Here is a 13,235-nt window from a genome sequence, read left to right as displayed (position 1 = left end):
AAGCCGTGCACCTCGGCACCCACCATGATGCCGGGAAACGAACAACGTTTCGCGGTGGCGGACAATACGGCTGTCATAGCGCGCATCCTTCTGCTGCATCTCCATTGTGCAATGCAACATAGCCTACGCCCGAACTCGGGACGGCTTTGTGACAGAATGCGGGAAAAGTTGCGTCATGGCCCGCCGACGATGCGCGACCTGCCCGCCAGACGCGGAATATGACCTTGAAACAGAAGCATTTTCTCCCTTCACGCTTTGTCAACCATAAGCCGCGAAAATGCGAACCAAGGCGGGGCGGGCCGCTTCCGCGTGTATCAGTTGTGTGGGTGTGTACCTTGGCGAAGCAAACTTCCGAAAAATCCGACATTGCCGTGAGCGACGCTCCAGTTTCGCGGCGGACTGCGCTGCTTGGGGTGGGCTCAACCTTGCTCGCCGTGGCGGGCTGCTCCACGATCGACCTGGGCTCGAGCGAACCGTCTATGAATCTGGACATGGTTCCGACAGGCGCCATCCGCCCGCAGATCAGCATTGACCGCAATGTCACAAATCCTGACCTGATGTATGCCTCAATGGAAGATTCGGGATTTGTGCTGCCCGCGATCCCCTACCAGAAAGTGAAGCCGGAATTCCGACGTCAGATCGTGGTCGACCCGACCGGCGAAGCGCCCGGAACGCTCGTTGTGGATACGAAAAATCGCTATCTCTATCTGGTCCAGCCAGGCGGCGAGGCGCTTCGCTATGGCGTGGGCATCGGCAAGGCGGGGTTCGAATGGTCGGGGCGCGGCGTGATCCAGTATGGCCGCAAATGGCCGACCTGGACGCCGCCGAAGGAAATGATCGCGCGCAAACCCGAAGTCGCGAAATGGGCGGGCGGCCAGCCGGGCGGACTCGACAATCCGCTGGGGGCCAGGGCGCTCTATATCTTCCGCGACGATCAAGACACCGGCTACCGTGTGCACGGCTCCCCGGAATGGTGGACCATCGGCCAGGCGATGTCGTCGGGCTGCGTGCGCATGATGAATCAGGACGTGATAGACCTGTTCGACCGCGTCAATTCAAATACGCTCGTCAGCAAGACCCCCATCGTCGTGATGTGAGCACAAGATTGATACTTTTCCTCTCTCCGCTTGCGGTCTAAAACGATTAGATTGCAGACCTTGATTTGACGGCGGGAGGAAACCTCATGCCCCGGACTTTCGTGATCGCACAGGGCGGCGGCCCCACCGCAGTCATCAACCAGACGCTCGCGGGCGCGGTTGCGGAGATCGAACGACGCTTTCCCGACGCCCGCATTCTAGGCGCGAAGCACGGCGTACGCGGCATCCGTGACGGCGACTACGTCGAACTTTCAGATGTTCCGCCGGAGCGCATGCGCCGCATCGGTCACACGCCAAGTGCGGCTCTCGGCTCCACGCGCGACAAGCCCGACGCCGCCTATTGCGAACTGGTCCTGAAAGGGCTGAAAAAGGTCGATGCCGACGCCTTTATCTATATCGGCGGAAACGACACATCCGGCACGCAGCAGATCCTCACCGACGCGTCTGGCGGATCAATGGCCTTCGTCCATGCGCCAAAGACCATCGACAACGACCTCATGGAAAACGACCACACGCCGGGCTTCATCTCGGCGGGTGAGTTCGTCGCCGGGGCCTTCCGGAGCGTCGATCTGGATTTTCGAGCGCTTCCGGGCATCTATGTGGGGATCGTCATGGGCCGCCATGCCGGCTTTCTCACAGCCGCCGCAGCCGCATGGCGCGACGGCGAGGACGATGGCCCGCACCTCATCTATGTGCCGGAGCGTGCATTCTCCACGGCGCGCTTCATCGATGACGTGAAGCGCACCATGGACAAATATAAGCGCTGCATCGTTGCCGTCTCGGAAGGCGTCGGCAGCGAGGACGGAAAGTCGCTGGTCGAAAGCATCGTCGGGTCGGACAAGGTCGAGCGCGACGCCCACGGCAACGTCAAGCTCTCCGGCAGCGACCTGAACCGCGCCTTCGAAACCGCGCTGGCCCAAGGCTTGCCCGGAAAGCGGGCGCGCGTCGATGCGCTGGGCTACATGCCGCGCGGCTATGTCGGCGCGATCAATGCAACGGACGCCCGCGAAGCATATGAAGCCGGCAAATATGCTGTGCAGGTCGCGGAGGAGAGCGGCGGCTCGGTTGCCCTGAAATATGAAGGCGGCAAGACGGTCATGCGTAAGGTGCCGCTATCGGCTGTCGCGGCAAAGACACGCCATATGCCGGATGATTTCCTGACGGCGGAGGGGACACAGCTTGCCCAACCGGGGATCGACTATTTCAACCGCCTCATTCCGCGCAAATACGAAATCGCCAAACCGTTCGTCTGACCGGCCTACCCCATGCGCTCGGAGACGTAGCTGCCGGGGCTTGCCGGAAACACCACCGTCCGATTTCCGTTGATGAAAGTCCGGTGATGGATATGCGCGTGGATCGCCCGCGCCAGCACCTGGCTTTCCACATCCCTGCCGATGGAAACATAGTCCTCCGCGCTTTGCGCGTGGGTGATGCGCGCAATGTCCTGCTCGATGATCGGCCCCTCGTCCAGGTCGGCGGTGACATAGTGCGCCGTCGCCCCGATCAGCTTTACACCGCGCTCATAGGCCTGCTTGTAGGGGTTAGCACCCTTGAAGCTCGGCAGGAAAGAATGGTGGATATTGATGATCCTGCCTGACATTTTCCGGCACAATTCATCGGACAGCACCTGCATGTAGCGCGCCAGCACGATCAACTGCGTGCCTGTGTCCTCGACGATGTCCATCAACTGGCCTTCCGCCTTGGCCTTGTTTTCCCTGGTCACGACGATGCGGTGGAAGGGAATGTCATGGTTCACCACGACTTTCTGGTAGTCGAAATGGTTCGACACCACGCCCACGATGTCGATGGGAAGCGCGCCGATCGTCCAACGGTACAGAAGATCGTTGAGGCAATGGCCGAAACGCGACACCATCAACAACACCTTCACCCTGTCGCGGCTGCTGTGGAATTCATGGTCCATCTCGAACTTTTCGGCGATCGGCTTGAACCCTTCGAAGATGTCGTCGGCGCTCACCCCGGCTTGAGAAGTGAAGGATACGCGCATGAAGAATTTCTTGGTGCCGAGATCGTCGAACTGCGAAGAATCCACGATGTAGCAGCCTTTATCGGCGAGATAGCCGGAGATGGCCGCAACGATGCCGCGCACCGAGGGGCAGGTGACGGTCAGGACGTAGTGATCGAGGATCATGAGGCAATCTTTCCCGCAGCAAACCGGCCAATACAGCCGTCGAGCTACATCACCTATCGGTCGGGGCCGCGCCCCGCTAGCCCTTTTGCGACCAGCCGACGACGCTGTAGCGCCACGGGCGCGCCGGGGCGTTCGGGGCGCGCCCTACCGCACTGCCTTCTTGAGTGTCGGATAGCGGGCGTCGACCTCAGCGTCGACGGTCACGCTGACATGGGCGGCGACCACGCGCCAGCCTTCATCCGTCCTGATCCAGGTCTGCATCTGCCTGCCCAATTGGCCGGGCGAGTCGGTTCGCCTGAAAAGCGTCGATGCCACCGCCACGTCGCGGCCATAGGTGGTGATGAGCGTGCGTGACAACGACCGTTCGAAAGGCGCTTGCACAGCCCGGAAACGGCGCACTTCGTCTATGCCGTATTGAACGTCGGCAACGCCATATCGCACGGTCACTTCGGAGTGCAGAAACATGGCATCGAGCGTCGCCGTATCGTTCGCAAGCAACGCTGCCTCGTAGGCATGGAAAATCGCGCTGATCTCGGCCAGCGTCTCGGGATCGTCGACGACCACGCTAGCCTCTTTTCACCATAAAACAGCTTCGGTCAGCCATGAGCCATGGCGTCCTCGAACGCGGTTTCGAGCGCGGAGAGCGGCGTCACCCAGCCGACAATGCCGCCCTGCGCCACGATCATCTCGATGGCGCCTGCCTTGAACTCGGGGAAATAGCTCGCTGTCGCGTCCTCGACCAGCAGGCATTCATAGCCACGGTCGTTCGCCTCGCGCATCGAGGTCTGGACACAGACCTCCGTGGTGACGCCTGCGAACACGAGCTGAGTTATGCCCATATCCGTCAGTGTCTCGTGCAGGCCGGTTGCCCAGAACATGCCCTTGCCGGGCTTGTCGATGGCAATCTCGCCGGACAATGGAGCAAGTTCGGGCAGGATCTGGTTACCCGGCTCGCCCGCAATGAGGATGCGGCCCATTGCGCCCTCGTCTCCGATCCGAAGCCCTGGCTTGCCGCGCAGCCGCTTGGCCGGCGGACAGTCCGAAAGGTCCGGCCGGTGCGCCTCGCGGGTATGGACGATCGGCAGCTTTGCCTTGCGAAACAGGCCGATCAGGGACGCAACCGTCGGGACGATCTCGGTCAGCCGCGACACATCGTTTCCAAGCGTGTCGCCGAAGCCGCCGGGCTCGATGAAATCGCGTTGCATGTCGATGACGACCAGCGCGACTTTCGCGGGGTCGAGGGGAAAGTCATAGGGGCGCGCGGATACGGCAAACGTCATGGTCAATGCCCCGCCATGTGCTGGCCGATCGTGTTTCGATCCGTCGCGTCGATGGGCGCGACATAATCGATCCTCCCGCCAGACATCACCGCAACGCGATCCGACAATTCAAGAATTTCGTCGAGGTCTTCGCTGACGAGCAGCACCGCCGCGCCGCGGTTGCGCTGCTCCATGATCTGCCCCCGAATTTCCGCGACCGAGGCGAAGTCGAGGCCGAAGCAGGGGTTGGCGACGATCAGCACGTCAACGTCACCGGAAAGCTCGCGCGCCAGCACGGCGCGCTGGACATTGCCGCCCGACAGCGCTTCGATCGGCGATTCCGGCGAGGTCGTCTTGACGCGATATCTGGCGATGAGTTCTTCGGCCTTCTTCTTCATCGGGCCGGGCGACAGCCACCAGCCAAGGCTTGCGATGGGCGGCTTGTCGAAGGAGCGGAAGGCGATGTTCTCCGCCACGCTCATTCGGGGAACGGTGGCGTTCCTCAGCGGCTCCTCGGGCAGGCCAAACACCTTGAACCGGTCGAAATCCTTGCGCTTCGGCTCGAACGGCTTGCCCTGTATGAAGATGCCGCCGCTCGTCAGGTCCTTCTGGCCCGCCAGCACCTCCACCAGCGCGCTTTGTCCATTGCCGGACACGCCCGCAATGCCGACGATCTCGCCGGAATGAACCTTCAGGTTGACGGCCTTGACCACCTCCCGGCCCTCCCCGTCCACCGCGCACAAACCCGCGAGATCGAGGACCGTTTTTGTTTCGTTGTGTTTTCGGCGCTCGGCGCGCTCACGCACTTCCGTGTCACCGATCATCATGCGGCTCATTTCGGCGACCGTCGCGGCCTGTGCATCTCCCGTTCCGGTGAGCTTGCCGCGCCTGAGCACCGAGAAGGAATCGCAGAACGCCTTCACCTCCCGGAACTTGTGGCTGATCATCAGGACGGTTACCTCGCCCCGCCGCGCCATTTCGCCGAGCAGCCCGAGCACTTCGTCGGCCTCGCCCGGCGTCAGCACGGAAGTGGGTTCATCCAGGATCATGAAGCGCTGTTCGAGATAGAGCAGCTTGAGGATTTCGAGCTTCTGCTTCTCCCCTGCGGAAAGCGAAGAGACCTGCTCATCGAGGCGCACGCGGAACGGCATGCGGTCCATGAACTCCTCAAGGCGCGGGCGTTCCTTCTTCCAGTCGATGATGGCGGGCACGTCCGCGCGCGAGATGACGAGGTTCTCGGCAGCCGTCAGACACGGCACCAGCGTGAATTGCTGATAGACCATGCCCACGCCGAGGTCACGCGCATCGCGCGGAGACCTGATCGCCTGCTCTTGTCCATTGAGCATCACGCTGCCGCGTGTGGCGTTGTAGAAACCCATGATGCACTTGACGAGCGTGGACTTGCCCGCGCCGTTCTCGCCGAGCAGGGCGTGGAAAGATCCGGCCTTCACATCGATCGAAACGTCGTCCAGCGCGGTGAAATTGTCGAATATCTTCGTCATGCCAAGCGTCTGGAGCGCGGGTCCGCGCTGCGAGGGCTGGGCGCCGACGATTGCGGCGGGCGCGTTCATGGCAGGGCCTCCAGAAAATCCTTCGACGTCGCCACCGCGCCGAACACGCCGCCCTGCATCTTGATCATGTCGAGCGCGGCGAGATGGTTCTCCATCTTGGTCGCCGCACAGCAGTCGGACAGGAGCAGGCATTCATATCCACGGTCATTGGCGTCGCGCATCGTGGTGTGGACGCAGACATCGGTGGTGACGCCCGTAAAGACGATGTTGCGGATATTCTTCATGCGCAACACCAGCTCGAAATCGGTGGCGATGAACGTCCCCTTCCCCGGCTTGTCGATAATCATCTCGCCGGGTTCGGGACTTAATTCCGGGATAATTTCCCATCCCGGCTCGCCCCTCACGAGAATGCGCCCGCATGGCCCCTGGTCGCCTATGCCCGCGCCAATGCGCTGCGAGCGCCAACGTTTGTTCGCCGGAAGGTCCGACAGGTCGGGCTTGTGGCCTTCGCGCGTGTGGATGATGGGATAGCTCTTCGCGCGCATGGCTTTCAGCACCGACTGGATCGGCTCGATCGGCGCGCGTGTGAGCGAAATGTCATATCCCATCGAGTCGACATAACCGCCCGGCGCGCAGAAGTCGGTCTGCATGTCGATGACAACCAGCGCGGTGTTGTGCGGTCCGAAATCGCCGTCGAAGGGCCATGGATAGGGATCGGATGCGACCGTCACCCCGTTGGCGACACGGGCGGCTGCGATGCGTTCGTCGACAAGGCTCATACGATCCTCACTTAACGATTGAGAGTTCGCCCGGCGCCTCGCGGGCAGCACCCTTCGAGCGGGCCGATGCGATCATGATGAAGAGCGTTACGATGTAGGGGGCGGCATTGAAGAAGTAGTACCCCTGGCTGACGCCTATTGACTGAAGCGCGGGGCCGAGCGCGCCCGCCGCGCCGAAAAGCAGCGCCGCATAGATGCACCGTATCGGGTCCCAGCGCGCAAAGATGACCAGCGCGACCGCCATCAGGCCCTGCCCTGAGGACAGGCCCTCGTTCCAGCTGCCGGGATAATAGAGCGAGAGGAACGCACCGCCGACGCCGGCAAGAAAGCCGCCCGCTGCGGTGCAGAGCAGGCGCACGAGGTCTATCGATACGCCCATCGCGCGGGCCGAAGCGGCGCTGTCGCCGGTCATCCGCACGATCAATCCCCAGCGTGTGTTGGCGAGCGCCCACCACATGAAAACAGCAAGCGCGATGCCCACGAAGAACAGCGGGTTGACCTGAAGCGCCTGCGCGACCGAAGGGTTCGAGGACCACCAGCCAAGCGGAATGGCCTCCAGCCGCGGCGCCGTCGGCTGGATGTAGGGCTTGCCGAAGAAGAAGGCGAGACCGATGCCGAAGCTCATGAAGGCGATGCCGACTGCAATGTCGTTCACCTTCGGCAGCTTACAGATATAGCCGTGCATCGCCCCAAGCACGAGGCCGGAAAGCCCTGCGAAAAACACCCCAAGCCATGGGCTGCCGGTGAGATAGGAGCCCGCATAAGCAACCATCGCGCCGAGCACCAGATTGCCCTCCAGGCCCAGATTGATGCGACCTGATTTTTCGGTAAGGCATTCGCCGAGCGCCACGAACATGAAAGGCGTCGAGACCCTGATCGCGCCGCCGATCATGGCGATGAAAACGATAAACAGGCTGCTCTCGTTCATGTGCGGTCTCCCGCATTTCGGGGTTTCAGGAAGGGGATGCGGCCATAGAAGGTCTCGCTCACAAGCAGCACCACGAAGATGATGCCCTGAAGCACAAGGATCGTCGCGTCCGGCATCGCCATGCGGCGCTGCACCAGCCCGCCCGCAGCGTCCAGCGCTCCGAAGAGGATCGCCACAGGCACGATGGCAAGCGGGTTCTGCCGCGCGAGAAAGGCGACGAGAATACCGGTAAAGCCATATCCGGCAACGAGCGAGGCATTCGCCTGCCCGTGTATGGCCGCCACTTCATAGAATCCCGCAAGGCCCGCGCATGCGCCCGCAATCGCGCAGCATGCGACGACGAGGAAGCCGACCGGCAGGCCCTGGGATTGGGCGGCGCGCACGTTGCCGCCGGTCATCCGCGCTGCAAAGCCGAAAGTGGTGCGGCTCATCAATATGTAAAGCAGGACCGCAAGCACCAGCCCCGCCGCGAAGCCCCAATGAACCGAGGTTCCGGGTATGGAACCTATCCGATAAGCATCGCCTATCGGCATGGTCGACGGCTTGTTCGCCGAGGCGGGATCGCGCAGCACACCCTCGACGAAAAAGTTCATGATCGCGATGGCGATATAGCCGAGCAGCAGCGAAGAAATCGTTTCGTTGACGCCCCGATAGTGCCTCAGCCATCCCGCCAGACCGATCCAGAACCCGCCGACCGCCATTGCGCTGATCGCCATGATTGGCAGTCCGATGAAGGCCGGCCAGCCAAATGTAACCAGCGGTATCGCAATCGCAGCCGCCGCGAAACCACCCAGCACCAGCGCACCTTCGGCACCGAGCAGGGTGAGTCCGATGCGGGCGGGAATTGCGAAGGCAAGGCCGGTGAGGATCAGCGGCGCTGCGCGCTGAAGCGAATTCTGAATGGAAAAGGCCGAGCCAAATCCGCCTGTCCAGACGAGCGAAAAAAAGACGAGCGGGCTTTTTCCAAGCGCCAGCAGGAACACCGAAAACAGCGCAGCCGAGACAAGCAACGCGCCTATCGGAATAAGGACTGCCTCGATTGCGCGGCTCGCGCGCTGGTCAAGCCCGAACGAAGCGACAGACGCGGGAGACACGACGACGCTCATGATCCTGCACCAAATTCACGTCTTGCTTGAATGCTCATCTTTCGGCCCATCTGTCGGTTGGATGAAGCAAGGCGCGGGCGGCGGGCCGCCCGCGATGCGTCGTCAGGTCGTCGAACCCACGACGCCATCGAGCAAATAGTCCATCCCGTCGAGGACCGGATCGTAATTGTCCATCGACCCTTCGATGACGACCTTGCCTGTGTTGCTCTTGAGCGGGCCGACATAGATCGGCTTTTTCGCCTTCAGCCCCTCTATGGCGGCTTCAGCTGCCTTGATCCCCTCGGGCGTTGCGCCCGCACCGAACGCCGTGTTGCGCAGCATGTCGTTGTGGTAGCCGCCCGCAATGAAGTTCGGAAGCGACTCACCCTTGGCAAGCGCGTCAGCATAGATCTTGTAGATCGTCTCCCATTTGTATTCCGCGCCGGTGATGAAACCCTTGGGAGCAAGCGGAGCCTGGCTCGCATTGTGGCCGCAGCTCTTGACCCCGCGCGATTCCGCCGTCTCTACCACGACCTTCGGGCCATCAACATGGCAGGTGATGACATCGCAGCCCGCCTCGATCAACGCATTGGTTGCCTCCGCCTCGCGGACGGGAAGCGACCACTCACCGGTAAAGATTACCTGCACGGTCGCATTCGGGTTCACGCTCCTTGCGCCGAGCAGGACCGAATTGACGTTGGAAAGCACTGATGGAATTGGCTTTGCGGCAACGAAGCCGATCTTGTTCGATGTGGTGGACAGCCCGGCGGCGACGCCATTCACATAATGCGCCTGGTTGAGATAGCAGAAATAGGAACCGGCATTCGCAGGGTCGGTATCCTTGTTCCAGAGCGGCGCGGCGTGGCGAAACTGGACGTCCGGATATTTCTTGGCCGACTCGATCACGAACGGCTTGTAGTAACCGAACGACGTCGCAAGGACGAGATTTGCACCGTCGAGATTGATCATCGATTCCATGGACTTGGAAACCGCGTCGGTCTCCGGGACGTTTTCTTCCTCGACCACGGTCACGCCCGGCACCTGTTTCAGAATATCCATGGCGACGGCGTGCGCCTGGTTCCAGCCAAAATCGTCACGAGGACCGACATAGACCGCGCCGAGCACGATGGGGTTTTGCGCCCGCGCAAGGCCGGATGGCAGCGCGGAAGCTGCAAGACCGGCAGCGCCAGCCTTGAGCAAGGAACGACGGGTCAATGAGGAACTAATCATGGCAGGCTCCTGCAGCTAGGGTTCGGGTACGACCGCCGGTCGGCGGCTGTTGAATCGGGCGGAAAACGGCAAAGGCTGTGCGGTGGGGGCATGAGACGCCCGAATGCTTCGGCGATCACGTCGCGCGGCCCGACCTCTTCGGAGCATGCCTGACGCAACTCTCCCAGCGTGAATGGCAGGTTATCGGTCATTGATCGTTCTGGGTTCCCGACGGGACAACTGACGCATCCCTGACCCAAACAATGCAGCTTTTCGCGTTGGCGAAAAATGCTATGATTTCACCAACGCGTTGCAAAAAATGCACCACGCGAGAGGAGCGCGCGAATGCGGCACCTGTACACTTTCCAGATGATCGAAGCCGTCGCGAGGGCAGGGTCCATGCGCCGTGCGGCAGAGGACATGAACATCACCGCCTCCGCGCTTGTGCGCCGCATAAATCGCTTTGAAGAGGAGTTTGGCACAGAGCTTTTCGAGCGCCTGCCGGGCGGAGTTCGTCTCAATCCTGCCGGTGAACTGGTGCTGCATCATTATCGCGCGACCGCGTCCGATTTGTCGCGCGTCCAAAGCCAGGTTGCCGATCTGATCGGTGAACGGCGCGGACACGTCTCAATTGCCTGCTCGCAGGCACTGCTGCCCTCATTCCTGCCCCGGCAAATCGCGCAATATCGCGCAGAGCATCCGCGCGTGACCTTTTCAGTGAACATTCGCGACCGCGCGCAGGCCGAGCAGGAACTCGCCGCCTATTCGAGCGATCTCGCGCTTGTATTCGAGCCCGTCTATCTCGTGGACTTCGAAGTCATTGAAACGATCCCGCAGGCGGTGAACGTGGTCATGCGTGCGGACCATCCACTGGCGTCAAACCAGGATTTACGACTGCGCGATTGTCTCGACATGCCACACATCGCACCAGCGGCCAAATATGGCGTGCGCCACCTGCTGGATTTCGCTGCTCGCCGCAGTTCGAGGCGTGTCGCGCCCGTGGTCGAAACAGAGAGTTTCGAGTTAATCCGGCACTATGTCTTGTATGAGAGGGTGATCGGCTTCCAGATTCCGATCGGGCTGCATGGCTTTGGGGACCCCCGGCTCGTCTTTCGACCGGTATCAGAACGCGATCTGCCGCCCGGCAACTTGATCCTTGGGCAGATGCGAGGTCGCACATTGCCGGTGGCTTCGGCGCGTTTTGCGATGCAGCTTGCTACCGCATTGAAGGATCACATGGCCGAAGTTTGAATTCAGGCGCCATGGGAACGCTTTGCTACAGCGCCATTCGGGCTATCGGATTTTCTGACACGAAAGAAAGGCTCTTCCAGGTTTTGGTTGCGGGGGCAGGATTTGAACCTGCGGCCTTCAGGTTATGAGCCTGACGAGCTACCGGGCTGCTCCACCCCGCGCCGTTTGTTATGTTTGGGTTATGCTTTGTATTAGTATTGGTATTGGTTTTAGGTATTGTTTTTGGGTTTGGTTTGTAGAGAGAAGATTGTTTTCATGCGTTTGGCAGACCTGGCAGCGACCTACTCTCCCGCGTCTTGAGACGAAGTACCATTGGCGCTGGAGCGTTTCACGGCCGAGTTCGGAATGGGATCGGGTGCAGCCGCTCCGCCATAACCACCAGGTCGGCGAAACGCATGAATGAGAAGCTGGATTTTGATGTGCCTTTGGCGATTGTGACCCTCGAAGCCTTCAGGCTTCGCAAGGCCGACTGGCCGTCGGACCTTATGGTCCGCGCCCGCGCAGTGCCGGCCGTAAGGCCGAACAGCACGTGAGCGATATACGAAGCTTTGCTTCGCAAGCGCGACTGCGCGTCGCCGGTCGTCCGACGCCCTCGCGGAGCATAGGGCCGCAGGCCTGCTCATGCGTGAGCGCTAGGGTCTTTCCATCTTCGCTTTGAGCGAAGATGAGCATTGCAAATGGGAACGATCAAGCCGATCGAGTTATTAGTACCGGTAAGCTTCAAGCGTTGCCGCTCTTCCACACCCGGCCTATCAACGTGGTCGTCTTCCACGGCTCTCAGGGAATACTCGTTTCAAGGTCGGTTTCCCGCTTAGATGCCTTCAGCGGTTATCCGTTCCGTATATAGCTACCCTGCTATGCGGCTGGCGCCACAACAGGTCCACCAGAGATACGTCCATCCCGGTCCTCTCGTACTAGGGACAGATCCTTTCAATATTCCTACACCCACGGCAGATAGGGACCGAACTGTCTCACGACGTTCTGAACCCAACTCACGTACCGCTTTAAATGGCGAACAGCCATACCCTTGGGACCTGCTCCAGCCCCAGGATGCGATGAGTCGACATCGAGGTGCCAAACAACCCCGTCGATATGGACTCTTGGGGGTCATCAGCCTGTTATCCCCGGCGTACCTTTTATCCGTTGAGCGATGGCCCTTCCACACGGGACCACCGGATCACTATGACCGACTTTCGTCTCTGCTCGACTTGTCAGTCTCGCAGTCAGGCAGGCTTATGCCATTGCACTCAGCGAACGATTTCCGACCGTTCTGAGCCCACCATCGCGCGCCTCCGTTACTCTTTGGGAGGCGACCGCCCCAGTCAAACTACCCACCATACATTGTCCCGGACCCGGATGACGGGCCGCGGTTAGACATCCATAGAGATAAGGGTGGTATTTCAAGGGTGGCTCCACAGAAACTGGCGTCCCTGCTTCAAAGCCTACCACCTATCCTACACATGCCACTACGAATGCCAATGTAAAGCTATAGTAAAGGTGCACGGGGTCTTTCCGTCTAACCGCAGGAACCCCGCATCTTCACGGGGAGTTCAATTTCACTGAGTCTATGCTGGAGACAGCGGGGAAGTCGTTACGCCATTCGTGCAGGTCGGAACTTACCCGACAAGGAATTTCGCTACCTTAGGACCGTTATAGTTACGGCCGCCGTTTACTGGGGCTTCGATTCAGAGCTTGCACCCCTCCTCTTAACCTTCCAGCACCGGGCAGGCGTCAGACCCTATACGTCGCCTTGCGGCTTCGCAGAGCCCTGTGTTTTTGATAAACAGTCGCTACCCCCTGGTCTGTGCCACCCCCCACTGCTTGCGCAATGAAGGGTCACGCTTCTTCCGAAGTTACGCGTGCAATTTGCCGAGTTCCTTCAGCATAGTTCTCTCAAGCGCCTTGGTATACTCTACCAGTCCACCAGTGTCGGTTTCGGGTACGGACTATAAGGAGGAGCTATTTCC

General features: G+C 60.6%; 12 protein-coding genes, 1 tRNA gene and 2 rRNA genes (1 of these 15 cut by a window edge). 4 read left to right on the top strand and 11 right to left on the bottom strand.

The genetic code is table 11. The annotated features are described in order from the left end of the window. The first annotated feature begins 371 nt into the window (after positions 1 to 371). Both M9924_10810 and M9924_10805 read left to right on the top strand, forming a co-directional pair. The gene (locus M9924_10810; GenBank protein ID MCO5064887.1) at positions 372 to 1,097 is read left to right on the top strand and encodes a L,D-transpeptidase; all 726 of its coding nucleotides are present in this window, start codon (positions 372 to 374) and stop codon (positions 1,095 to 1,097) included. A gap of 86 nt (positions 1,098 to 1,183) precedes the next feature. Further along, positions 1,184 to 2,350 carry a diphosphate--fructose-6-phosphate 1-phosphotransferase gene (locus tag M9924_10805; protein ID MCO5064886.1) on the top strand — a complete coding sequence of 389 codons (1,167 nt, stop codon included), beginning with the start codon at positions 1,184 to 1,186 and terminating at the stop codon, positions 2,348 to 2,350. A gap of 5 nt (positions 2,351 to 2,355) precedes the next feature. Here M9924_10805 and purU read toward each other — a convergent pair whose 3' ends face one another. From purU to M9924_10765, 8 genes are all read right to left on the bottom strand, one after another. Further along, on the bottom strand, positions 2,356 to 3,246 hold the full coding sequence (purU, locus tag M9924_10800; protein ID MCO5064885.1) for a formyltetrahydrofolate deformylase: 891 nt from the start codon (positions 3,244 to 3,246) through the stop codon (positions 2,356 to 2,358). Positions 3,247 to 3,390: 144 nt separating this feature from the next. After that, complete coding sequence (gene hpxZ, locus M9924_10795) at positions 3,391 to 3,810, bottom strand: oxalurate catabolism protein HpxZ (GenBank protein MCO5064884.1); 420 nt, start codon at positions 3,808 to 3,810, stop codon at positions 3,391 to 3,393. A gap of 32 nt (positions 3,811 to 3,842) precedes the next feature. Continuing rightward, positions 3,843 to 4,526, bottom strand: a complete 684-nt coding sequence (locus M9924_10790) for a cysteine hydrolase (protein MCO5064883.1) — start codon at positions 4,524 to 4,526, stop codon at positions 3,843 to 3,845. Positions 4,527 to 4,528: 2 nt separating this feature from the next. Next, complete coding sequence (locus tag M9924_10785; GenBank protein MCO5064882.1) at positions 4,529 to 6,007, bottom strand: ABC transporter ATP-binding protein; 1,479 nt, start codon at positions 6,005 to 6,007, stop codon at positions 4,529 to 4,531. A 65-nt stretch (positions 6,008 to 6,072) separates the two neighbouring features. After that, a complete protein-coding gene (locus M9924_10780; GenBank protein MCO5064881.1) occupies positions 6,073 to 6,795 on the bottom strand; it encodes a cysteine hydrolase in 723 nt (240 codons plus the stop codon). A 7-nt stretch (positions 6,796 to 6,802) separates the two neighbouring features. Next, positions 6,803 to 7,723 carry an ABC transporter permease gene (locus M9924_10775; GenBank protein MCO5064880.1) on the bottom strand — a complete coding sequence of 307 codons (921 nt, stop codon included), beginning with the start codon at positions 7,721 to 7,723 and terminating at the stop codon, positions 6,803 to 6,805. Next, on the bottom strand, positions 7,720 to 8,829 hold the full coding sequence (locus M9924_10770; GenBank protein ID MCO5064879.1) for an ABC transporter permease: 1,110 nt from the start codon (positions 8,827 to 8,829) through the stop codon (positions 7,720 to 7,722). Before M9924_10770 ends, M9924_10775 begins: the two co-directional genes overlap by 4 nt. A 102-nt stretch (positions 8,830 to 8,931) precedes the next feature. Continuing rightward, positions 8,932 to 10,038: a BMP family ABC transporter substrate-binding protein gene (locus tag M9924_10765; protein MCO5064878.1), complete on the bottom strand. Its 1,107-nt coding sequence runs from the start codon at positions 10,036 to 10,038 to the stop codon at positions 8,932 to 8,934. A gap of 324 nt (positions 10,039 to 10,362) precedes the next feature. Here M9924_10765 and M9924_10760 point away from each other — a divergent pair, with 324 nt between their 5' ends. Next, the gene (locus tag M9924_10760; protein ID MCO5064877.1) at positions 10,363 to 11,268 is read left to right on the top strand and encodes a LysR family transcriptional regulator; all 906 of its coding nucleotides are present in this window, start codon (positions 10,363 to 10,365) and stop codon (positions 11,266 to 11,268) included. Positions 11,269 to 11,352: 84 nt separating this feature from the next. On the opposite strand, the gene M9924_10755 is transcribed toward M9924_10760, so the two are convergent. Both M9924_10755 and rrf read right to left on the bottom strand, forming a co-directional pair. Further along, a tRNA-Met gene (locus tag M9924_10755) sits at positions 11,353 to 11,429 on the bottom strand. 107 nt (positions 11,430 to 11,536) lie between these two features. After that, positions 11,537 to 11,651 (bottom strand): 5S ribosomal RNA (gene rrf, locus M9924_10750). Positions 11,652 to 11,663: 12 nt separating this feature from the next. On the opposite strand from rrf, the gene M9924_10745 reads away from it, so the two are divergent. Then, positions 11,664 to 11,801: a hypothetical protein gene (locus M9924_10745; protein ID MCO5064876.1), complete on the top strand. Its 138-nt coding sequence runs from the start codon at positions 11,664 to 11,666 to the stop codon at positions 11,799 to 11,801. A gap of 150 nt (positions 11,802 to 11,951) precedes the next feature. Here the strand turns inward: M9924_10745 and M9924_10740 are convergent. Next, a 23S ribosomal RNA gene (locus M9924_10740) occupies positions 11,952 to 13,235 on the bottom strand; it runs 1,513 nt beyond the window's last position.

The sequence above is a fragment of the Rhizobiaceae bacterium genome (assembly GCA_023953835.1).
Taxonomy (GTDB): Bacteria; Pseudomonadota; Alphaproteobacteria; order Rhizobiales; family Rhizobiaceae; genus Mesorhizobium_G.
This window is presented reverse-complemented; position numbering and strand designations above follow the sequence as displayed.

Bases quoted from the DNA above. Each gene is read 5' to 3' on its own strand.
- M9924_10805 (MCO5064886.1), top strand. From the start codon at position 1,184: ATGCCCCGGACTTTCGTGATCGCACAGGGCGGCGGCCCCACCGCAGTC.
- purU (MCO5064885.1), bottom strand. From the start codon at position 3,246: ATGATCCTCGATCACTACGTCCTGACCGTCACCTGCCCCTCGGTGCGC.
- M9924_10790 (MCO5064883.1), bottom strand. From the start codon at position 4,526: ATGACGTTTGCCGTATCCGCGCGCCCCTATGACTTTCCCCTCGACCCC.
- M9924_10785 (MCO5064882.1), bottom strand. From the start codon at position 6,007: ATGACGAAGATATTCGACAATTTCACCGCGCTGGACGACGTTTCGATC.
- M9924_10780 (MCO5064881.1), bottom strand. From the start codon at position 6,795: ATGAGCCTTGTCGACGAACGCATCGCAGCCGCCCGTGTCGCCAACGGG.
- M9924_10775 (MCO5064880.1), bottom strand. From the start codon at position 7,723: ATGAACGAGAGCAGCCTGTTTATCGTTTTCATCGCCATGATCGGCGGC.
- M9924_10770 (MCO5064879.1), bottom strand. From the start codon at position 8,829: ATGAGCGTCGTCGTGTCTCCCGCGTCTGTCGCTTCGTTCGGGCTTGAC.
- M9924_10765 (MCO5064878.1), bottom strand. From the start codon at position 10,038: ATGATTAGTTCCTCATTGACCCGTCGTTCCTTGCTCAAGGCTGGCGCT.
- M9924_10760 (MCO5064877.1), top strand. From the start codon at position 10,363: ATGCGGCACCTGTACACTTTCCAGATGATCGAAGCCGTCGCGAGGGCA.
- M9924_10745 (MCO5064876.1), top strand. From the start codon at position 11,664: ATGAATGAGAAGCTGGATTTTGATGTGCCTTTGGCGATTGTGACCCTC.